This window comes from Herbaspirillum sp. SJZ107, from assembly GCF_006715485.1.
In the GTDB taxonomy this organism is placed as follows: Bacteria; Pseudomonadota; Gammaproteobacteria; order Burkholderiales; family Burkholderiaceae_D; genus Telluria.
Map to the genome: position 1 here is coordinate 1,461,211 of NZ_VFNH01000001.1, position 21,037 is coordinate 1,482,247.

The window sequence follows — 21,037 nt, forward strand, 5'->3', positions numbered from 1 at the left end:
GGTAAGCAACTACTTGTTCGATTACCGAACGCCATATAAATATACTCAGGAGACAACATGAAGAACCCCCTCTGCAGCGCGCAGGTGCCGCTGATTGCGCTGTCGCTCGGCCTGGCCACCTTCGGCCTCGCCGCCCAGGCCCAGACCAGCGTCCAGATCTATGGCATCGTCGACAGCGGCCTCGCCCACGTCACCAACGTCGATGCCGCCGGCCACTCGGTCACCAAGGTGCCGACGCTGACCGGCTCCTTCCCCTCGCGCATCGGCTTTCGCGGCACCGAGGACCTCGGCAACGGCCTGCAGGCCTTCTTCATCCTGGAAAACGGCTTGCAGCTGGATACCGGCGTTACCGGCCAGGGCAACCGTCTGTTCGGCCGCCAGGCCTTGGTCGGCCTGAAGGGCGCCTGGGGCGCGCTGAGCGTCGGGCGCCAGCTGAACATGACCTATCTGTCCACCATCAAGAGCGACGTGCTGGGGCCGAACCTGTTCGCCATCGGCAGCATCGATCCTTACCTGCCGAATGCGCGCAGCGACAATTCGATCGCCTACTACGGCAACTTCAACGGCATCGTGGTCGGCGCCACCTGGAGCACCGGGCGCGACGCATCGAACGCCGGCGGCCCGCCCGCGACCAACTGCCCTGGCGAAGTGCCCGGCAATGCCAAGGCCTGCCGCCAGTACACCGGCCTGTTCGGCTACGAGTCCAAGGATTATGGCCTGAACGTGTCCTACGACCGCCTGTACGGCAACACCGGCGCCGCCGGCGGCCTCACCAGCAGCAACAACACCGACGTGCGCAAGACCATCAACGGTTACTTCATGGTAGGCCCGGCCAAGATCGGCGCCGGCGTGGTCGACCGCGACACCAACGCCGCCACCGGCGAGACCAAATCCGATTTGTATTACCTCGGCGTCAGCTATCCGATCGGCCTGTACACGATCGACGTCCAGGGGGCACGGCGCGACACCAAGAACTCGCCGTCCGACGTGAACATGCTGGTCGGCCGTGTGAGCTACAACTTTTCCAAGCGCACCGCCGTGTATGGCGCAGTCGGCCGCATGGCCAACAAGGGCAACTCGGCGGTGGCGCTGGATGCCGGCGGCACGGTCGGCACCGGCATGGGGCAGAACGGCGTCATGCTCGGCCTGCGCCACAACTTCTGACGCAGCGGGCCCGAGCTCAGGGCAGCAGCACCGACAGCTCCTGGGCCCCGCGCAGCAGCACCGGCAGGAATTCCTGGCGCATGCGGTCGGCGCTGACGCGGGCGGCCTGGGCGCCGACGTTGAGGGCGGCCACGATCTGGCCCGAGGCGCCGCGCACCGGCACCGCGATCGAGCGCAGGCCGAGTTCCAGTTCCTCGTCGATGACGGCGTAGCCGTCGCGCCGCACGCCGGCCAGGATCTCGCGCAGGCGCTTCTGGCTGACCACGGTGTGTTCGGTCATCGCGCGCAGTTTCACGCGCGCGAAGTAGGCGTCCAGTTCGTCGGGCGCCAGATGGGCCAGCATCACCCGGCCCAGCGAGGTGCAGTAGGCGGGCAGGCGGCTGCCGGTGTTCAGGGCGACCGACATCACGCGCGAGGCGGCCGAGCGGGCGACGTACAGCACCTCGCCTTCGTCCAGCACCGCCAGCGAGCTCGACTCGCCGAGTTCGCGGCTGATGTTATTGAGGTAGGGCTGGCTGGAGACGGTCAGCGGGGTCGACGACAGGTAGGAATAGCCGAGCGTGAGCACCTTGGGGCGCAGCGAAAAATTGTTCAGCTCGGCGTCGACGTAGCCGAGCTGCTGCAGCGTGTACAGGCAGCGCCGCACCGCCGCGCGCGGAATGCCGGTCTTCTGGCTGATCTGGGCGATGGTCTGCGGCTTGCGCGAATCGCTGAAGGCGCGCACCACGGCCAGGCCGCGCGCCAGCGAGGTCATGAAGCTGGGGTCGGTCAGGGCATCGATCTGTTCGGCGATGGTCGGTTCGCGCTCTTCCGGCGTGGCGCCGGCGTCGATGCTGTCGGTCTTGCGGGTCGATGAGGTCATGGTCGGATGCTGGACTGGATCGGTTTGCGTAGTTTGCGTTCGGCGCGAGTAAGCGCTACACTAAATGTACGGTAATCGAATATTTGTGCGATTATCGAACAATGTAATTATCTGGGATTGTTAACGAGATTTCAAGGGGCGCGGTTCCCGCCGCGCTCCGGACAAGGCGGAAACATGATTGACAAGACTTACGAATCGCTCGAGAGCGCGGTCGCCGACATCCACGACGGCGCCACCGTGATGATCGGCGGCTTCGGCAATGCCGGCATGCCGGCGGCACTGATCGACGCGCTGATCGCCCATGGCGCACGCGACCTCACCATCGTGAACAACAACGCCGGCAACGGCGACACCGGCCTGGCGGCCCTGCTGGCCGCCAAGCGCGTGCGCAAGATCATCTGCTCGTTCCCGCGCCAGTCCGATTCCTGGCACTTCGACGCGCTCTACCGCGCCGGCGAGATCGAGCTCGAACTCACGCCGCAGGGCAACCTGGCCGAGCGCATCCGCGCTGCCGGCGCCGGCATCGGCGGCTTCTTCACCCCGACCGGCTACGGCACCCTGCTGGCCGAAGGCAAGGAAACCCGCCTGATCGACGGCAAGCACTACGTGCTGGAATCGCCGATCCACGCCGATTTTGCGCTGATCAAGGCGTTGCGCGGCGACCGCTGGGGCAACCTGGTGTACCGCAAGACCGCGCGCAACTTCGGCCCGATCATGGCGATGGCCGCCAAGACCACCATCGCCCAGGTGAGCGAGATCGTGGCGCTCGGCGAGCTCGATCCGGAAAACATCGTCACCCCGGGCATCTTCGTCCAGCGCGTCGTGAAGGAGGCCGCATGAGCACCAACAAATACACGCGCGACCAGATCGCCGCCCGCGTCGCCCAGGACATCCACGAAGGCGCCTACGTCAACCTCGGCATCGGCCTGCCGACCAAGGTCGCCAACTACCTGCCGGCCGACCGTGAAGTCTTCCTGCACAGCGAGAACGGCGTGCTGGGCATGGGACCGGCGCCGGCACCCGGCGAGGAAGACGAAGACCTGATCAACGCCGGCAAGCAGCCGGTGACGCTGCTCACCGGCGGCGCCTACTTCCACCATGCCGACTCGTTCGCGATGATGCGCGGCGGCCACCTCGACATCTGCGTGCTGGGCGCCTTCCAGGTCTCGGAAAAGGGCGACCTGGCCAACTGGCACACCGGCGCGCCGGACGCGATTCCCGCCGTCGGCGGCGCCATGGACCTGGCGATCGGCGCCAAGCAGGTGTTCGTGATGATGGACCATCAAACGAAGACCGGCGAAAGCAAGATCGTGCGCGAGTGCAGCTACCCGCTGACGGGCGTCGGCTGTGTCAACCGCATCTATACCGACCTGGCCGTGCTCGACGTCACGCCGCAGGGCTTGAAGGTCCGCGAAATGGCGCCGGGCCTGACTTTCGACGAACTGCAGGCCGCCACCGGCGCCACGCTGCTCCCCATCACCGAATAAGGAACGACCATGACTACCGAAGCTTATATCTGTGACGCCATCCGCACCCCGATCGGCCGCTACGGCGGTGCGCTGAAGGACGTCCGCGCCGACGACCTCGGCGCCATCCCGCTACGCGAACTCATGAAGCGCAATCCGGGTGTCGACTGGACCCAGGTCGACGACGTCATCTTCGGCTGCGCCAACCAGGCCGGCGAAGACAACCGCAACGTCGCCCACATGTCCTCGCTGCTGGCCGGCCTGCCGGCCGACGTGCCGGGCACCACCGTCAACCGCCTGTGCGGCTCCGGCATGGACGCCATCGGCATCGCCGCACGCGCGATCAAGGCCGGCGAAACCCGCCTGATGATCGCGGGCGGCGTCGAGTCGATGACGCGCGCGCCGTTCGTGATGGGCAAGGCGGAAACCGCGTTCTCGCGCAACGCCCAGATCTACGACACCACCATCGGCTGGCGCTTCCCGAACAAGCTGATGAAGCACCAGTACGGCACCGATTCGATGCCGGAAACCGCCGAGAACGTCGCCGTCGACTACCAGGTCTCGCGCGAAGACCAGGACCGCTTTGCGCTGGCCAGCCAGGAAAAGACCGCGCGCGCCCAGCAGGAAGGCCTGTACGCGGACGAGATCGTGCCTGTCGAGATCCCGCAGAAGAAAGGCGATCACATCCTGTTCAGCCAGGACGAGCATCCGCGCGCGACCAGCCTGGAAGCGCTGGCCAAGCTGAAGGGCGTGGTGCATCCGGGCGGCAGCGTCACCGCCGGCAACGCCTCCGGCGTGAACGACGGCGCCTGCGCAGTCTTGATCGCGAACGAGGAAGCCGCGCAAGCCTACGGCCTGACCAGGCGTGCCCGCATCGTCGGCATGGCCACCGCCGGCGTGCCGCCGCGCGTGATGGGCATCGGCCCGGCACCGGCCACGAAAAAGCTGATGAAGCAGCTCGGCATGACGCTCGACCAGATGGACATCATCGAGCTGAACGAAGCCTTCGCTTCGCAGGCGCTGGCCGTGCTGCGCGAACTCGGCATCGCCGACGACGATCCGCGCGTGAACCCGTATGGCGGCGGCATCGCCCTCGGCCACCCGCTCGGCATGAGCGGCGCACGCCTGGTGACCACCGCCATGTACCAGCTGCACCGCACCGGCGGACGCTACGCGCTGTGCACCATGTGCATCGGGGTTGGGCAGGGGATTGCGATGGTCATCGAGCGGGTGTAACCGACCGCTTGTTCCTGCCGTTTCACAGAAAAGAATAGTAGGAGACAAGGATGGACAAGCGGTATAAACAAAAACGGAGGCGCGCATGATCGGGAACATGATCGGTGTGCTGTTCGACGGGATTGCCTACGGCAGCCTGTTGTTCCTGATTAGCGTCGGCCTGTCGGTGACGATGGGCATGATGAACTTCATTAACCTGGCCCATGGCGCCTTCGCTATGGTCGGCGGCTACGTCTGCGTGACGTTGCTGTCGAAGCTCGGGCTGCCTTTCCTGGCCACGCTGCCGCTCGCCTTCATCGTGGCGGCGCTGGTCGGTCTGGTACTCGAGCGCACGCTGTACCGCCGGCTGTACCGTGCGCCGCACCTGGACCAGGTGCTGTTCTCGATCGGCCTGACCTTCATGGCGGTGGCCGGCGCCACCTGGCTGTTCGGCCCGACCCAGCAGCCGGTCAACCTGCCGGACTGGCTGCGTGGCCAGGTGCACGTGCTGGGCCTCGACCTCGGCACCTACCGCCTGTTCCTGATCGGCGTGGTGGTGCTGGTGACGGCGGCCCTGGTGCTGCTGATCGAGCGCACCCGCTTCGGCGCCCGCATCCGCGCCGCGGTCGACAACCAGACCGCGGCCGAAGGCCTGGGCATCAATGTCAGCCAGGTGTTCAGCCTGACCTTCGCCCTCGGTTCCGGCCTGGCCGGCCTGGGCGGCGGCCTCGGCATCGACGTGCTCGGCCTCGATCCCAGCTTCCCGGTCAAGTACATGGTCTACTTCCTGCTGGTGGTGGCCGTCGGCGGCGCCGGTTCGATCAAGGGGCCGCTGATCGCCGCCCTGATCCTCGGCGTGTTCGACGTCGCCGGCAAGTACTATGTGCCGGAAGTCGGCGCCTTTGTCATCTACACGCTGATGGTGGTGCTGCTGATCCTGTTCCCCTTCGGCCTGGTCAGGAGGCAAGCATGACGTCCCCCCTCGATTCCACCGTGGCACCGGCGCGCCTGCCGCAGTCCGCTGCCGGCCTGGCGCCGCGCCTGCCGAACGACCGCTGGAAGCCGCTCGAAATCGCGTTCTGGCTGCTGCCGGTCGCGGCCTGGTTCCTGTTCCCCAACCACCTGGTGCTGGTCAGCCAGATCATGATCGTCGGCCTGTTCGCGCTGTCGCTCGACCTGATCCTCGGCTACGCCGGCATCGTCTCGCTCGGCCACGCCGCCTTCTTCGGACTCGGGGCCTACAGCGCCGGCCTGCTGTCGGCGCATGGCTGGGGCGAGCCGCTGTCCGGCCTGGTGGTGGCGGCGCTGGTGGCCGGCGCGTTCGGCTTCATCGTCAGCTTCCTGGTGGTGCGCGGCCAGGACCTGGCTCGCCTGATGGTCACCCTCGGCATCGGCCTGATGCTGTTCGAGGCGGCCAACAAGGCGGCCTTCATCACCGGCGGCGTCGACGGCCTGTCCGGCATGGCCACCGCGCCGCTGTTCGGCACCTTCGAGTTCGACCTGTACGGCAAGACCGCGTTCTGGTACAGCCTGGGCGTGCTGTTCCTGCTGTTCGTGCTGCTGCGCCGCCTGGTGAATTCGCCGTTCGGCATGTCGCTGCGCGGCATCCGGGAAGGCGGCAAGCGCATGCCGGCGATCGGCGCCAACGTCGACCGCCGCCTGCGCGCAGCCTTCACGGTCGGCGCGGCAGTCGCCGGCGTGGCCGGGGCGCTGCTGGCCCAGACTACCCAGTTCGTCGGCCTCGACTCGCTCGGCTTCCCGCGCTCGGCCGAACTCTTGATCATGCTGGTGCTGGGCGGGACCGGGCGCCTGTACGGCGCGCTGGTCGGCGCCGCCGTGTTCATGGTGGCCCAGGACTACATTTCCGGCCTCGATCCGGCCTACTGGCAGTTCTATATCGGCCTGCTGCTGGTGCTGATCGTGCTGTTCGCCCGCGGCGGCATCCTGGGCGGGCTGGAGAGAGTGGTACAGCGTCTGAAACCTGCTGCCCGCAAGGAGGTCGCATGACGACATCGAACCTGAGCCTGCGCACCGTCGGGCTGTCCAAGCAGTGGGGCGCGTTCAAGGCGAACACTGATATCTCGCTGGCGTTCGAGCCCGGCGCGCGCCACGCGCTGATCGGCCCCAACGGCGCCGGCAAGACCACCTTCATCAACCTGCTGACCGGGGCCCTGGCGCCGACCAGCGGCGAGGTGTGGGTGGGCGAGCGCAACATCACGCACCTGCCGCAGCACGAGCGCGTCAAGCTCGGCATGACCCGTACCTTCCAGATCAACACCCTGTTTGCCGGCATGACCGTGCTCGAATCGGTGGCGCTGGCCATCTGCGAGCGGCGTGGCCTGCAGCGCGTGTGGTGGAAGACGGTCGAGAAGCATGCCGACGTGGTCGACGAAGCGATGGCGTTGCTGGCCACGCTGAAGCTGACCAGGGAGGCCAACAGCATCACCCGCAGCATGGCCTACGGCAAGCAGCGCCTGGTGGAGATCGCGCTGGCGCTGGCGACCCGGCCCGGCATCCTGCTGCTGGACGAACCGGCGGCCGGCATCCCGCAAGCCGAGAGCCGCGAACTGTTCGAAGTGATCGCCGGGTTGCCGCGCGACGTGACGATCCTGTTCATCGAGCACGACATGGGGCTGGTGTTCCGCTTCGCCGAACGCATCACGGTGCTGGTGGGCGGCAAGGTGCTGACCGAAGGGACGCCGGCGCAGATCGCGGCGGACCCGCGCGTGAAGGAAGTCTATCTGGGGGAGGCCGAACATGCCTGAACTGCTCGCATTCGACAGGGTGAGCGCCGGCTACGGCGAATCGGTGGTGCTGGAAGACGTCTCGTTTTCCGTGGAAGAGGGCGGCAGCCTGGCCCTGCTGGGCCGCAATGGCGTCGGCAAGACCAGCCTGCTGGTCACGCTGATGGGCCTGACCCGGCTGCACAAGGGGGCGGTGCGCTTCCAGGGCCGCGACATCGGCCGCATGCAGACCTGGAAGCGCTCGCGCGCGGGCCTGGGCTGGGTGCCGCAGGAGCGCCACATGTTCCCGTCGCTGAGCGTCGAGGAGCACCTGACCGTGGTCGAGAGACCGGGGCCATGGAACCTGGCCAAGGTGTACGAACTGTTCCCGCGCCTGCACGAGCGCCGCGCCAACATGGGCAACCAGCTCTCCGGCGGCGAACAGCAGATGGTGGCCATCGCGCGTGCCCTGATGACCAATCCGCGCATCCTGCTGCTGGACGAGCCGATGGAAGGCCTGGCCCCGATCATCGTGCAGGAACTGGTGCGCGCGATCCGGCGCCTGGTGGCGGACGAGGGCATGTCGGTGATCGTGGTCGAGCAGCATGCGCGCCTGGCGCTGTCGCTGACCGAGCGCGCCATCGTGCTCGACCGCGGCCGCATCGTGCACGATTCCGACAGCGCCAGCCTGCTGGCCGACGGCGAAAAGCTGGACCGGCTGGTGGCCGTAGCTTGATATCCAACTAATATAAAAGGAGACATGCCTTGAGCAATCCAACGAACCCGAACCGCCGCGCCATCCTGGCCGGCGCCGCACTCCTTGCCAGCGGACTGGCCGCCATCCCGGCCGGCGCCGCCGAACCGATCAAGGTCGGCCTGATCGTGCCGATGTCCGGTCCGTTCGCCTCGACCGGGCGCCAGGTCGACGCCGCCGTCAAGCTGTTCATGCAGCAGAACGGCGCCAGCGTCGCCGGACGCGAAGTGCAGATCATCCTGAAGGACGACGGCGGGGTCTCGCCGGACGTCACCAAGCGCCTGGCCCAGGAACTGGTGGCGCGCGACAAGGTGCAGGTGCTGGCCGGCTTCGGCCTGACCCCGCTGGCCTTTGCCGCCGCGCCGATCGCGACCCAGGCCAAGGTGCCGATGATCGTGATGAACGCGGCCACCTCCAGCATTCCGCAGCGCTCGCCCTACATCGTGCGCACCGGCTTCACGCTGCCGCAGGTGACCGCGCCGCTGGCCCAGTGGGCGGCGAAGAACAAGATCAAGTCGGTGGTGACCTTCGTGTCGGACTACGGCCCCGGCATCGATGCCGAAAAGGTGTTCGTGCGGGACTTCGGCAAGGCCGGCGGCAAGGTCGTGGCCTCGCTGCGCGCGCCGCTGCGCAATCCGGACTACGCCCCGTTCCTGGCGCGGGTGAAGGATGCCAAGCCGGATGCGGTATTCGTGTTCGTGCCTTCGGGCGAGGGCGCCGCCGTGCTCAAGCAGTTCACCGACCGCGGCCTGGCCGCCGCCGGCATCCGCCTGATCGCCACCGGCGACGTGCTCGACGACGACCTGATGCCCTCGATCGGCAAGGCAGCGCTGGGCGTGATCAGCAGCCACAATTACTCGGCCGCGCACCCGTCGCCGGAAAACAAGGCCTTCGTGGCGGCCTTTACCAAGGCGAATCCGACCATGCGGCCGAACTTCCATGCGGTCGGCGCTTATGACGGCATGCAGCTGCTGTACGCGGCGCTGAAGAAGACCGGCGGCGTCAGCGACGGGCCGAAGCTGCTGGCAGCGATGAAGGGCATGTCCTGGACCAGCGTGCGCGGCCCGGTCACCCTCGACCCGACCACGCGCGACATGGTGCAGAACGTCTACATCCGCAAGGCCGAGCAGGTCGGCGACGGCGTCTACAACGTGGAATTCGACCAGGTCGCCAATTTCAAGGACCCGGGCGTCGAATAAGGCAGCGCGCGGCTGCTACGCGGCAGGCCGGGCCAGCGGTGCCCGGCTCTGGTCGTTGTTTTCGTTGACCAGCTTGGCCAGCAGGGCCATGAACTGGGCCTGTTCTTCGGGGTTCAAGGGATCCAGCAGGCGCTGGCGCAGGCGCTGGGCGCCCGGCACCAGCGTGTCGAGCAGGCGCGTGCCGGCGGTCGTGATGGTCAGCGCGCGCTGGCGCCGGTTGTGCGGAATCACCTTGCGCTCCAATAAACCCTTTTCTTCGAGGCGGGCGCACACCGTGGCGCCGGTCGAGGTGTCGATCGCGGCCAGGCCCGCCAGCGACACCTGGTCGATGCCCGGATGGGCCGCCAGCCGGGTCAGGATCGCATACTGCACGGGCGTCAGCTCGCTTCCCATTTCGTCGTAGAAGATCGACACCGAGATCTGCTGGGCGCGCCGCAGCAGGTGGCCCGGGTGTTCGTAGAGGTCGTGCATGCCGCCCTGGCTGTCTTGTGCGCGCTCGGTTGCCATCGTTCCTGAATAAGTGTCGGGATGGTGCGGCGCACCATCGAAATAATCGAATCGCTAGTTTACTTTGTCGCGCAAAAGGTGAATACTTTTTTCAACATTCAGTGTACTGAAGATTAAACCCCACCGAGGAGACAAACATGTTCCCAAAGAACGCCTGGTACGTGGCCTGTACGCCCGACGAGATCGAAGGTAAACCCTTGGGCCGCCAGATCTGCGGCGAAAAAATCGTGTTTTATCGCGGCAAGGAAGGCAAGGTCGCCGCGGTCGAGGACTTCTGCCCGCACCGCGGCGCGCCGCTGTCGCTGGGCTTCGTGCGCGACGGCAACCTGGTGTGCGGCTACCATGGCCTGGAAATGGGTTGCGAAGGCAAGGCGATCAGCATGCCGGGCCAGCGCGTGCGCGGCTTCCCCTGCATCCGCAGCTACGCGGTCGAAGAGCGCTACGGCTTCATCTGGGTCTGGCCTGGCGACAAGGCGCTGGCCGATCCGGCCACCATCCACCACCTGGAGTGGGCCGAGAATCCGGAGTGGGCCTACGGCGGCGGCCTGTACCACATCAACTGCGACTACCGCCTGATGGTCGACAACCTGATGGACCTGACCCACGAGACCTACGTGCATGCGTCCAGCATCGGCCAGAAGGAGATCGACGAAGCGCCGGTGACGACCAAGGTCGAGGGCGAGGAAGTGATCACCAGCCGCTTCATGGAAAACATCATGGCGCCGCCGTTCTGGCAGGCCGCGCTGCGCGGCAACGGCCTGGCCGACGACGTGCCGGTCGACCGCTGGCAGATCTGCCGCTTCAACGCCCCCAGCCACGTGATGATCGAGGTGGGCGTGGCGCATGCGGGCAAGGGCGGCTACCACGCCGATCCGGCGCACAAGGCGTCCAGCATCGTGGTCGACTTCATCACCCCGGAAACCGAGACCTCGCACTGGTATTTCTGGGGCATGGCGCGTAACTTCAAGCCGCAGGACCCCGCGCTGACCGACACCATCCGCGAAGGCCAGGGCAAGATCTTCGGCGAAGACCGCGAGATGCTCGAGCTGCAGCAGCAGAACATCCTGCGCCACCCGGAGCGCAAGCTGCTGATGCTGAACATCGACGCCGGCGGCGTGCAGTCGCGCCGTATCATCGACAAGTGGCTGGAGCGCGAGCAGGCCCAGGCGGCGGCACCGGCATCGGCGCCGGCAACCGCGGCAGCGCCGGCAGCGGCAGGGCAGGTGGCAGCATGAGCACGATAGAAGTCCGCGTGACCGGCAAGGCCAACGAGGCCGACGGCATCTGCAGCTACGAGCTGGTGACGCTGGACGGCGCGCCGCTGCCGCCGTTCGAGGCCGGCGCGCACATCGACGTGCATGTGTCCGACCACCTGGTGCGCCAGTATTCGCTGTGCAACCCGCCCGGCGAAACCCACCGCTACCAGATCGGCGTGCTGCGCGACGCCAATTCGCGCGGCGGCTCGCAGGCCATGCACGACCACATCGACACCGGCTCGGTCCTGCACATCAGCGCGCCGAAGAACCACTTCCCGCTGGTCGAAGCCGCGCGCACCCTGCTGTTCGCGGGCGGCATCGGCGTGACGCCGATCCTGGCGATGGCGGAGACGCTGGCCGCGCGCGGCGCCGCCTTCGAGCTGCACTACAGCGTGCGCTCGCCGGAGCGCGCCGCCTTCCGCGAGCGCATCGCCGCCTCGCGCTTCGCCGACCGCGTACACTTCCATTACGACAGCGGTGACGCCGCCCAGAAGCTCGACCTGGCGGCGCTGCTGGCCGCGCCGGCGCCGGACACGCATCTCTACGTGTGCGGCCCGCAGGGCTACATCGAGCACGTGCTGGGCACGGCCAAGGCGATGGGCTGGCCGCAAGCGCAGCTGCACGTCGAGTACTTCGGTGCGGCCGCGATCGATACCGGCGGCGACCAGCCTTTCGAGGTCAAGCTGGCATCCAGCGGGAAGATCGTGATGGTGCCGGCCGGGACCACCGTGATCAAGGCGCTGCAGGAGCAGGGCGTGGATATCCCGTATTCGTGCGAGGAAGGCGTGTGCGGGACTTGCCTGACGCGGGTGCTGGAAGGGGTACCGGATCACCGCGACATGTACCTGACCGAGGAGGAGCAGGCGGCTAACGACCAGTTCACGCCGTGTTGTTCGCGGTCTAAATCGCCGGTGCTGGTGCTGGATCTTTAAGAGTTAGCGATAGCGTATAACGACGTCGCCCCTGCCTTCGCAGGGGCGACGTGCTTACGCGGCGGGCCGAATCAGACGGTATCGATAAACCCCATCACCGCCGCCTTGAACGCCTCCGGCTGCTCCACCGCACTCAAATGCGAAGCCTCCTTCAATACCACCAGCGACGCATTCGGGATCCCGTCTGCCAGTGTCTGCGCCATGCTCACCGGCGTACCCTGGTCCAGCTCCCCGGCAATCACCAGGGCCGGCACGCCGATCTGGCCAAGGCGGGTCGTCGTGTCGACGTGCCCGACCGCGCTGCAGCAGCCGACATAACCATCCGCATCGGTACTGACCACGCGCCGGCGGAAGCGTGACACGGTGCCCGCCTTCTCGGCGCGGAAGGCCTCGGTGAAGTAGCGCGCCATGACCGCATCGGCGATCGCCTCGATCCCTTCCGCATTCACGGTGGCAATGCGTTGCTCCCACACGGCGCGCGCCGCTTCCGGATAGGCGCTGGTGGTATTTGCCAGCACCAGCGCGCGCACCAGCGACGGGTGGCGCAGCGCCAGTTCCTGGCCGACCATGCCGCCCATCGACAGGCCGACCCAGACCACCGGTCCGGTATCCAGCTCGCGCAGCAGGCGGGCGGCGTCGTCGGCCAGTTCCGCCATCGTGTACGGACCGGTTGGCGCCTCGGAAGCGCCATGGCCGCGGTGGTCGTAGGCGATCACGCGGTTCTCGAGCGAGAGCGCGTTGGCCAGGCTGTCCCACATGGTCAGGTCGCAGCCGAGCGCATGGCTGAGGACCACCGTGTGGCGCGGCGCCTTGCCGTTGCGCGCTTCGCGCACGCTGTAGTGCAGCGACGGCGTGCTGGCGCTGCTGCCTTCGCGGCCGCTGCCGGCGTGGGCTGCTGTGCCCGGTGCGCTTGGCGCCAGTTCGTAGCCGATCTGGCCGGCCACTTCGCGCAGGATCGCCAGCGCGTGGGTGAAGCCGGTATTCGCGGCCGGCACGCCGGCGTAGATGGCCGACTGCATCAGGATTTCCTTGATCTCGTCCGGCGTGAGGCGGCTGCCTTCCTGGCCCAGCAGGGCGGCGCGCACGTGCAGGTCGAACTCTTCCCAGCGGCCCAGCGCCACCGTGATCGACAGCACGATCGCGCGGCGGGTCTTGTGGTCCAGGCCCGGACGGCCCCAGATCTCGTGCCAGGCAAAGCGGGTGATCAGGTTCTGGAAGTCGGCGTTGAAGCTGTTGGCGTTGTTCAGCGAACGGTCGACCCAGGCGTCGCCGAGGACGTCGCGGCGGTTCTGCAGGCCGCGTTCGAAATCGTGGTCAAGCGGATCGAAACTCATAATGTGATTCACTCATGAAAAGGGTGGTTGGCATCCAGCTTGCCGATGCTCAGGCGCAGCGCATGCAACTGGGACTCGGCCAGGCGCCGCGCCGGTTCCGCAGCCAGCACCGGATCGAACAGGGCGGCGATCCGCTCCAGGTCGACGTGGGCGCGCAGCTCGGGATCGTGCTCGACGGCGTCGCGCACCAGGCCTTCGAGGCCGCGCGTATCAGTCGAGGCGCGTTTGCTGAGGTCTTCCAGCAGCGCATGCGCCTTGGGACGGCCGATGGCGCCGGCCAGGTAGCTGGACACGGCTTCGGCAAACACCAGGCCGTGCAGGGAGCGGATGTTGTGCAGCATGCGCTCGCGGTCCACCGACAGGCCGGCAAAGGCTTCGTTCAGCGCCTGCAGGGCGCCGTGGGCGGACAGGAACAATTGCGGCCATTCGGCCAGTTCGGCCTGCCAGTTGCCGAGGCCGCGTTCGTGCTGCTGGTCCATGCAGGCCAGCAGCGCCGCCGCATGCTGGGGCGTGCGCCGCGCCGCGGCCAGCGCGATCATGGTCGACACCGGGTTGCGCTTGTGCGGCATGGCCGAGGAGCCGCCGCGGCCATTGCCGGACGGTTCGGCCAGCTCGCCAACCTCGCCCTGGGCCATCAGCCCGAGGTCGGTGGCCAGCTTGCCCAGGCTGCCGCCCAGCACCGCGACTTCCAGCCCCAGGCGCACCCACTCGTCGCGCTGGGTGTGCCAGGCGCTATCGGCCACGCGCAGGCGCAGCTCGCCGGCCACGCGCGCAGATACCGCGGCGCCATGCTCTCCCATCACCGCCAGCGTGCCGACCGCGCCGCCCAGCTGCAGCTGGAGGGCACGCGCGGCCGCCGCGCGCAACTGGGCGCGCGCACGGACCAGCGGCGCCAGCCAGCCGGCCGCCTTGAAGCCCAGGCTCGTTACCTGGGCCGGCTGCATCAGCGTGCGCGCCAGCACCGGCGTCGACAGGTTGGCTTCGAGGAGACGCAGCAGGTGGCCGGTGAGTTCCTGCAGGCCGTCGTCGAGCAGGCGCAGCGCTTCGCGCGTGACCAGCACCATCGCCGTGTCGATCACGTCCTGGCTGGTGCTGCCCCAGTGGACGTGGCGCGCCGCCTCGGCGTCGTACAGCGCCACGGTTTTCTGCAGCTCCTTTACCAGCGGGATGGCGAGCGCACCGGCCTTGCGGCCGGCCCGCACCAGCGCCGGGATGTCGTACAGCTGGGCCTTGCAGACGGCGCCGATGGCGCTGGCCGCGGACGGCGGAATCAGGCCCTCGGCCGCCTGGGCCCGTGCCAGCGCCGCCTCGAAGGCCAGCATGCCCTGCACCACGGCTTCATCGTCGAAGGCGGCGATCATGTCGGGCGTGGTCAGGAAACTGTCGAAGATCGATGCGCTCATGGCCGGCCCCCTGCGTTCATCAGGCAGCCATCATACATAATCGAAGAAGGGCGTCTCGTTCTCGCCCTGCATGCGGATGTCCCAGCGGTATGCGCCGTCGCCGCTGCGGCGCGCCACCAGCAGTGCGCGGCGTGCTTCCGGCACCTGGTTCAGGATGGTCGACTGGGCCAGGCCGGCGTCGTCTTCCAGGAACACGGCGGTGAACTGGTGCTTGACCAGGCCGCGCGCGAACACGGTGATGTAGGCCAGCGGCTCGCCGCGGCCCGCCTGCGGCGCCGGGACGCGCATGCTGAATTCGCCGCCGTCGCCGCTCGGCATGCGGCGCAGGCCCGGGATCAGCTGCTCGGTCTCAAGGCCGGCGCCTTCCGGGGTCCAGGCTTCGATCTGGGCATCGTTGATCGGATTGCCGTCGCCGTCGTAGATGCAGCCGCTCAGTTGGATGCTGTTTTCGGCAGTCTTCAGGTTGCCCGGCAGGCCGGTGTCGACGAGCCATTGCCAGGCTTCGTGCGAGAACGGGCCGATGGTTTGCGAGGTCGTGATTTTGCTCATGCGGTTCTCCTTACAGGCCCATCGGGGTAGCGTCGCGTCCGCGCAGGACGATATCGAATTCGTAGCCCAGCATCTCGGCGCCGACCGTGTGCTCGAGGCTGAACTTCGAGATCAGGCGCTGGCGTGCGGCTTCGTCGGGCACGCTCTGGAAGATCGGGTCGTAGTCGAACAGCGGGTCGTTCGGGAAATACATCTGGGTGACCAGGCGCTGCGCATACACGTTGCCGAACAGCGAGAAGTGGATGTGGGCCGGGCGCCAGGCCTTGTCGTGGTTGCCCCAGGGGTAGGGACCGGGCTTGATCGAGATGAAGCGGTAGCGGCCGTCGTCGTCGGTCAGCATCTTGCCGAGACCATAGAAATTCGGGTCGAGCGGCGCGGCGTGCTGGTCGCGGCTGTGCCAGTAGCGGCCGGCGGAATTGGCTTGCCAGACTTCGACCAGCGAGTTGCGCACCGGCTTGCCGTCTTCGTCGGTCACGCGGCCGGTGACGACGATCTTCTCGCCGAGCGGCTCGCCACCCTTGCCGTGCAGGGTCAGGTCGGTATCGTTGGGCAGCAGGATGTGCGGGCCGGCCTGGATGTTGCGGCTGGCAGGGATCGGCGCCTCGATGCGCAGGTTGGGCTGCAGCGGGCCGCGCTTGACGGTCGATTTATAGGCGGGATAGACGAGTTCGGGCCAGACGCCCGGTTCGACGGGATCGAATTTCACAGCATGTCTCCTTCGTGAAGTGTTATTGAAGCGCTAGAGGATGGTAGAAAAAGCTTGTGCCGCCGACAAGCCGTCCATGTCGGGTAGCGTTCACTCTGCGAACACTTTGTGCGATAATCGCACAAAACGGGAGGAAATTTGCAAGTGAGCGAAGATGACGGCGACACGCCGCTGGCGCGCGACCTGGTCGGCGGGCTGGAAAAAGGATTGAAAGTCATCGAAGCCTTCGACCAGGAGCGCTCGCGCCTGAGCATCGCCGAAGTGGCGCAGGCAACCGGGCTGACGCGGGCGGCGGCGCGGCGCTACCTGATCACGCTGACCCACCTCGGCTACATGCGCCACGAAAACAAGCTGTTTTCGCTGACGCCGGCCGTGCTGCGCCTGGGCCAGTCCTACCTGCATTCGGCGCGCCTGCCACGCATCGCCCAGCCGGCGCTGTACCGGCTGGCCTATTCGCTCGGCGAAGCGGCCTCGGTCGGGGTGCTCGACCACGACCAGCTGGTGTGTGTAGCGGCGGTCAGCGCCGGCCGGCTGGTGTCGGCGACGCTGCAGCCGGGCACCCGGGTGCCGGCCTATTGCACCGCCAACGGGCGCATGCTGCTGGCCTTCCTGCCGCAGGCCGACATCGAGCGCTTCCTGGCCCAGGCCGTGCCCGAGCAGATCACCCAGCACACCATCGTCGACAAGGAGCGCCTGGCGCTCGAGATCGCGCGCGCGCGGGCGCAGGGCTATGCACTGGTCGACCAGGAGCTGGAATTGGGCTTGCGGACGATCGCGGTCCCGCTGCGCAATTTCCGTGGCGAGGTGGTGGCGTCGATGAACGTGAGCGTGCATGCGGGGCGCTTGCCGGCCGAGCAGTTGGTGGAGCATTGCCTGCCGGCGCTGATCAAGACCCAGGTGGAGCTGGGGGCGATGCTGTAGAACGCCTGACCAAACCGCTTACTTGCTCCGGCAACAACAAGCTCGTACACTGAACCGATGTCTGCTATCGGCCAAGAGCGGCCGTTCGCTTGGTCGCACATCTGAACAAAATAACCTAACGGTTACGAACACACGACAGCAGTGGCTTGCTTTCCGCAGACTCAGTATCTTAGCTGAGTGGACAGACCACTCCTAGTGTCATCGATGACCGCTCAAGATAATTTCATTCTGTGTCATGATTCGAAAAATTATACCGTTTGCTCTGCTTCCGCTGCTGAGCGCTTGCATACCCATGCCAATCCAGCAAAAACCAGGCGTTAGGGGGCAGGTGACGAACATCATCAGTCATAAGCCGATCCTAAACGCACGTGTGTGTATACATGAGGCCGAGGAAAGATGCGTTTTCTCTGATGCAGAAGGCAAGTTCGATCTTAGGCCCATCTCTAAGGATAGATGGCAATTTATCTTGATCGAACCTTTGGGCGTTCTAGAAGGACGATTTACTGTTGAGGCGGATGGATATGAAAGGCAGTCTATCGATGCTGGTTACAGAGAAATGGTCTTCGTCGACTTGAATCCTTTGAGGTAACTCTTCGTTCGAAATTTGCCAATGAAAGGGCCGGTTGCGATCGTTCAATGGAGAACGCTTTCGGCCATATGCGGCCGTTCGCTAACCAGGTACGCTAGCGGAAACCATGAATTACTCAACATTTGAAAAGAGCGGCGTTGAGGTCTTGCGATTAGGCATGCAACGCAGTGATGCTGCTGCATGGCCAATCGAACATTGGCAAACGCACAGTGAGCGGTGGCGGCTGTTCAGTCCCGCCATTGATGGCTATATGAATGAGCACTTGGCGGGAAAAGAATACGGTAGCCACGTTACCGGCCTGTTGCTTGTGCTTGAAGTGGCAGATTTTCGTGCATGGCCCCTTGGCCCGTTTCACTGGGAAGTAAGACCTGTATCGTTCGTGCGAAGCGCGCGCCAAATTCGCATTACTGCACAGTTAATGTGGCCGGAAATTGGTAAGCTGACGCTGGCCAATCAGCTTGAAGCTTACGCCGCAGCAGTGTTGGCTTCAGTTGACGAACTGACGAGCCACAAAAGAATTCCCAAGGATTTTAATGCCAAAGCATTTAGGGATGACCTTGTTCTGGCTTTTAAAGAGGCCAAGCCATCCCAGTTAACAAAGACTAGTTTCCTCAAGCGTAATATGTAAACGCATGACAGGAACGACCAGAAGCGGCACGCAGATCACGGGTCGCAATGGCCGCTTCGAGTCGGAAGCGGCCCCTCGTGACAGCCTGCGGCTTTCTCACTTCGGCAACCTGCTATGCTGACTCGACCGTCTGCTACCGGCCAGAAGCAGACACTGGGCCGCAACTGGTGGCGCCAGACGCTACCTCAAGTGCCGCGTTGCAAGACATAGCACATTGCGCAGACGGTATCTTCCGTTCAATGTCGAGCTCAAGCATTATGGCAATCTGTTCAACATTTCTTCCAATGCCATGAGCCACCTGACTTTTATAACTGCTGCCGGCCCGCGTATATGTCTGTTGCTGGCAGGGCTACTTCTCGGCTTGCAAGGATGCGGCGCAGTGCTCGTGGTGCCTTTCGTCGCCACCACACAAGAGTTGATCCGGGATAGAAAGGAAGAATTTGAAAAGGCACGGAACGCCGTCATCGGAAGAAACTTGTACAAGGCCTGCGATTCCCCTCGCTTGCCGGGCCAGCTCGACTTTTGCGGCAAGCACGTTGCGACGCGCAACCTGCAGAGTTGGAAAGAGTACGTCTTTGAGACCGTCCCGCGCAACTGTTCTTATTCTCTTCACGTCGACTCTGATCAGCAGATCGTTGGTTGGAGTTACGTCAGCGAACCCGCAGAATGCTGGAAGTTCTACCTTCCACCACCTTAGTGTACTGCTCAGAAGCGAGAGTCCGCTCCGGGTCGGTTCCGGCCAGTCGTGACCGTTCGTGACTTTTCCGCTCAGCCAAACTGCTATGCTGATCTGGATGGCCGAGATCGGCCAGAACCGGTCCTTCAACGGGCAAGGTCTAAGGGGGCAAATGAAGAATCTCATCTTGGAAAAGACCGACCAGGTCCGCTGGTACACCAACATGCGCGACGTGTTCGAGGCAGCCAACATTGCGCCGCAATACTATGACTGGTACGTCACCGACATCGAAACAAATTGGAGGCCACCAGGATTTGAGCCTCATGACCAATGGTTCACCGGCGACGAACTTGCCGCCTTCCTGCATACCCATGAGATTCAGTTTATCTGGGCAGTGTTTAGTGCAGTACCGAAGGGTCTTCGCCCGATACCTGCTTCGGCGCCACACGTCGAGGACAATCCACGGTATTGGGGTAGTACGGAACCTGAACCGCAGCTGGAAGGCGCATTGTTCGAAATCGCATGCTGGGACAGCAGTGGAACCATTCTGATCAACCTGCCCCCACAGGCCATCGATTCGTTCGTGACCCGATATCCAGACGCGAAGCCGTTGGCGACCGCGCGTTCTTGAGGGTTTCGCTAGGTCCGCTTCGGGTCGGTTGCCGCCGGTCGTGACAGTCGGTGAATTTTTCGGGCTGGCAACCTGCTATGCTGCACCGAACGGCCGAAATCGGCCAGGAGCGGACACTCGAAAAACCCTGAAACATATCTGAATTCTCAATAGGAATGGAAAAGCTGCATGAAAGAATTCGCATTGAAGGGTGATCAGGTTAAGCCTCTTGCAACTGGTCGAGGCGGGTGTATTGCCACGGACAGGATTACCGTTGATGGAATGCCCGTAGGATATATGCTCCGTGAGCCAACGACGTCTCAGCATGACAGCGGATGGTGGTTCATGGCGGGCGACGAGACGCAGGAATACATGGATGACCCATCCCATCATTGCATTTACGATGTGAACACGATCGCCAACTACTCTCCAGATATCACACCCTTGCTCGATGCGCCGCCATGCAGCGCTTTTGAACGTGATGCGGCAACGGGCAAACTAATTGCAGTTATGTATGAGGCACCGCTCGAATAAAGTGACGTTTTTGGCCTATGCGATCGTCCGCTATGGGTCGTAAGCAGACGCTACAATGAGTCTGCAACCGACCACCAGCAGACATTTGGCGGTACTTCATGAAGGGACGTGGTACGGAGCCACACTCTTCCAACGAGAACGAAGGTATGAACCTCAGAAGAAAAACTCAGGAAATTGTCGGGGGGCCGTACCGATACGCCTTGTTTTACAACTTCCCAGGTGGCCTGCGCTTTGAGTTGTCGGGCAGCGGTAGTCCGCTTGACCAGGCGTTGACGGCGCTGCGTAAGGCAACTGTCATTTGCGATGACATTTTTCGCGGAGAGGAAAGAATACTCGTCCACTTAGAAGCGTTCGCTCCCGCGTCCCCCTTTGGGGTGCGAAAGATGCTTCGTGAGCTTCGTATAGCTGGGCTTGTCATCCCAAAGGTCAGAGACGTTTGGCTGGAGGCAGAAGATCACGCAGACGACGCGGACGAAAGCATTTACTGGGTAAGCTGCGCTTTTGAACACTCCACGACCAAGCTGCAAAATCTTCTTTGGTGTGCAGTTGCCGCCGACTTCGGGTCATCGCTACGCCCAAATCCGCAATGCCGGGTCTATCTATTCAATCCGAATAAGGGAATTGTCGTTCATCCATACGACGACCGGGGCATGGACGTCATCAGTCGACGTACGTCGACATTAGCAGGATTGTACGAGCGGCACAAAGATCTATTGCTTGATTACGACATCGAAGCCATGCGCCAAACCTTTGCTTGGTCGCAGGTGCCGCGAACCGCGCAGCGCAAGGCCCATTCTAACGATCACATATCTAAGCTGCATGGGTCTTCCTGAGCATCCGCTTCGGGTCATAAGCGAACTCTACAACAGGTCTGCGATCGGCCGGCAGCAGTCGGTCGCTTAGAAATCAACACAACACTATTCTTCTTAATGACCATTTTAGACGCCGCCAGCAAGCGAACCCTCAAGCGGGAATTTGATCAGCTGTATTCTGTACTCGACTATTCAAT

General features: G+C 64.5%; 23 protein-coding genes. 17 read left to right on the forward strand and 6 right to left on the reverse strand.

Going from position 1 to position 21,037, the window contains the following annotated elements; translation table 11 throughout:
* The first annotated feature begins 57 nt into the window (after positions 1-57).
* Positions 58-1,164: a porin gene (locus FBX97_RS06560; protein ID WP_141829688.1), complete on the forward strand. Its 1,107-nt coding sequence runs from the start codon at positions 58-60 to the stop codon at positions 1,162-1,164.
* 16 nt (positions 1,165-1,180) lie between these two features.
* On the opposite strand, the gene FBX97_RS06565 is transcribed toward FBX97_RS06560, so the two are convergent.
* Positions 1,181-2,026, reverse strand: a complete 846-nt coding sequence (locus FBX97_RS06565; RefSeq protein ID WP_141829689.1) for an IclR family transcriptional regulator C-terminal domain-containing protein — start codon at positions 2,024-2,026, stop codon at positions 1,181-1,183.
* A 174-nt stretch (positions 2,027-2,200) separates the two neighbouring features.
* Between FBX97_RS06565 and FBX97_RS06570 the strand changes: the two genes are divergently transcribed.
* The 8 genes from FBX97_RS06570 (at position 2,201) to FBX97_RS06605 (ending at position 9,383) form a co-directional block, all read left to right on the forward strand.
* Positions 2,201-2,866, forward strand: a complete 666-nt coding sequence (locus FBX97_RS06570; RefSeq protein ID WP_141829691.1) for a 3-oxoacid CoA-transferase subunit A — start codon at positions 2,201-2,203, stop codon at positions 2,864-2,866.
* Positions 2,863-3,513 carry a CoA transferase subunit B gene (locus tag FBX97_RS06575; protein ID WP_141829693.1) on the forward strand — a complete coding sequence of 217 codons (651 nt, stop codon included), beginning with the start codon at positions 2,863-2,865 and terminating at the stop codon, positions 3,511-3,513. The genes FBX97_RS06570 and FBX97_RS06575 overlap by 4 nt, the downstream gene beginning before the upstream one ends.
* A 9-nt stretch (positions 3,514-3,522) precedes the next feature.
* A complete protein-coding gene (pcaF, locus tag FBX97_RS06580) occupies positions 3,523-4,728 on the forward strand; it encodes a 3-oxoadipyl-CoA thiolase (RefSeq protein ID WP_141829694.1) in 1,206 nt (401 codons plus the stop codon).
* 85 nt (positions 4,729-4,813) lie between these two features.
* Positions 4,814-5,680: a branched-chain amino acid ABC transporter permease gene (locus FBX97_RS06585; RefSeq protein ID WP_141829696.1), complete on the forward strand. Its 867-nt coding sequence runs from the start codon at positions 4,814-4,816 to the stop codon at positions 5,678-5,680.
* A complete protein-coding gene (locus FBX97_RS06590) occupies positions 5,677-6,714 on the forward strand; it encodes a branched-chain amino acid ABC transporter permease (RefSeq protein WP_141829698.1) in 1,038 nt (345 codons plus the stop codon). Before FBX97_RS06585 ends, FBX97_RS06590 begins: the two co-directional genes overlap by 4 nt.
* The gene (locus tag FBX97_RS06595) at positions 6,711-7,472 is read left to right on the forward strand and encodes an ABC transporter ATP-binding protein (RefSeq protein ID WP_141829700.1); all 762 of its coding nucleotides are present in this window, start codon (positions 6,711-6,713) and stop codon (positions 7,470-7,472) included. Before FBX97_RS06590 ends, FBX97_RS06595 begins: the two co-directional genes overlap by 4 nt.
* Positions 7,465-8,166: an ABC transporter ATP-binding protein gene (locus FBX97_RS06600; protein ID WP_141829701.1), complete on the forward strand. Its 702-nt coding sequence runs from the start codon at positions 7,465-7,467 to the stop codon at positions 8,164-8,166. Before FBX97_RS06595 ends, FBX97_RS06600 begins: the two co-directional genes overlap by 8 nt.
* A 29-nt stretch (positions 8,167-8,195) precedes the next feature.
* A complete protein-coding gene (locus FBX97_RS06605; protein WP_141829703.1) occupies positions 8,196-9,383 on the forward strand; it encodes an ABC transporter substrate-binding protein in 1,188 nt (395 codons plus the stop codon).
* Between the two features lie 15 nt (positions 9,384-9,398).
* On the opposite strand, the gene FBX97_RS06610 is transcribed toward FBX97_RS06605, so the two are convergent.
* Entirely contained in the window at positions 9,399-9,890 is a 492-nt protein-coding gene (locus tag FBX97_RS06610) for a MarR family winged helix-turn-helix transcriptional regulator (RefSeq protein ID WP_255517326.1), read from the reverse strand.
* 137 nt (positions 9,891-10,027) lie between these two features.
* Here FBX97_RS06610 and FBX97_RS06615 point away from each other — a divergent pair, with 137 nt between their 5' ends.
* Positions 10,028-11,125 (forward strand): aromatic ring-hydroxylating dioxygenase subunit alpha, encoded by a 1,098-nt coding sequence (locus FBX97_RS06615; protein WP_141829704.1) that lies wholly within the window; start codon positions 10,028-10,030, stop codon positions 11,123-11,125.
* Positions 11,122-12,078 (forward strand): PDR/VanB family oxidoreductase, encoded by a 957-nt coding sequence (locus FBX97_RS06620; protein WP_141829706.1) that lies wholly within the window; start codon positions 11,122-11,124, stop codon positions 12,076-12,078. The genes FBX97_RS06615 and FBX97_RS06620 overlap by 4 nt, the downstream gene beginning before the upstream one ends.
* Before the next feature lie 71 nt (positions 12,079-12,149).
* Here FBX97_RS06620 and pcaD read toward each other — a convergent pair whose 3' ends face one another.
* The 4 genes from pcaD to pcaH are packed head-to-tail and all read right to left on the reverse strand — an operon-like array spanning position 12,150 to position 16,070.
* A complete protein-coding gene (pcaD, locus tag FBX97_RS06625) occupies positions 12,150-13,412 on the reverse strand; it encodes a 3-oxoadipate enol-lactonase (protein ID WP_141829708.1) in 1,263 nt (420 codons plus the stop codon).
* Between the two features lie 8 nt (positions 13,413-13,420).
* Positions 13,421-14,815, reverse strand: coding sequence for a lyase family protein (locus FBX97_RS06630; RefSeq protein WP_141829710.1), 1,395 nt, complete (start codon positions 14,813-14,815; stop codon positions 13,421-13,423).
* A gap of 30 nt (positions 14,816-14,845) precedes the next feature.
* Positions 14,846-15,364 carry a protocatechuate 3,4-dioxygenase gene (locus FBX97_RS06635; RefSeq protein ID WP_141829711.1) on the reverse strand — a complete coding sequence of 173 codons (519 nt, stop codon included), beginning with the start codon at positions 15,362-15,364 and terminating at the stop codon, positions 14,846-14,848.
* Positions 15,365-15,374: 10 nt separating this feature from the next.
* The gene (gene pcaH / locus FBX97_RS06640; RefSeq protein ID WP_141829712.1) at positions 15,375-16,070 is read right to left on the reverse strand and encodes a protocatechuate 3,4-dioxygenase subunit beta; all 696 of its coding nucleotides are present in this window, start codon (positions 16,068-16,070) and stop codon (positions 15,375-15,377) included.
* 144 nt (positions 16,071-16,214) lie between these two features.
* Here pcaH and FBX97_RS06645 point away from each other — a divergent pair, with 144 nt between their 5' ends.
* From FBX97_RS06645 to FBX97_RS06670, 6 genes are all read left to right on the forward strand, one after another.
* Complete coding sequence (locus FBX97_RS06645) at positions 16,215-16,991, forward strand: IclR family transcriptional regulator C-terminal domain-containing protein (RefSeq protein WP_255517327.1); 777 nt, start codon at positions 16,215-16,217, stop codon at positions 16,989-16,991.
* 695 nt (positions 16,992-17,686) lie between these two features.
* Positions 17,687-18,208: a hypothetical protein gene (locus tag FBX97_RS06650; protein WP_141829715.1), complete on the forward strand. Its 522-nt coding sequence runs from the start codon at positions 17,687-17,689 to the stop codon at positions 18,206-18,208.
* A gap of 214 nt (positions 18,209-18,422) precedes the next feature.
* Positions 18,423-18,905: a hypothetical protein gene (locus tag FBX97_RS06655; protein ID WP_141829717.1), complete on the forward strand. Its 483-nt coding sequence runs from the start codon at positions 18,423-18,425 to the stop codon at positions 18,903-18,905.
* Between the two features lie 58 nt (positions 18,906-18,963).
* The gene (locus tag FBX97_RS06660; RefSeq protein ID WP_221631752.1) at positions 18,964-19,515 is read left to right on the forward strand and encodes a hypothetical protein; all 552 of its coding nucleotides are present in this window, start codon (positions 18,964-18,966) and stop codon (positions 19,513-19,515) included.
* Positions 19,516-19,683: 168 nt separating this feature from the next.
* Positions 19,684-20,028, forward strand: a complete 345-nt coding sequence (locus FBX97_RS06665; protein ID WP_141829719.1) for a DUF2185 domain-containing protein — start codon at positions 19,684-19,686, stop codon at positions 20,026-20,028.
* Between the two features lie 146 nt (positions 20,029-20,174).
* Positions 20,175-20,861: a DUF3885 domain-containing protein gene (locus tag FBX97_RS06670; protein WP_185748492.1), complete on the forward strand. Its 687-nt coding sequence runs from the start codon at positions 20,175-20,177 to the stop codon at positions 20,859-20,861.
* Positions 20,862-21,037 lie beyond the last annotated feature (176 nt).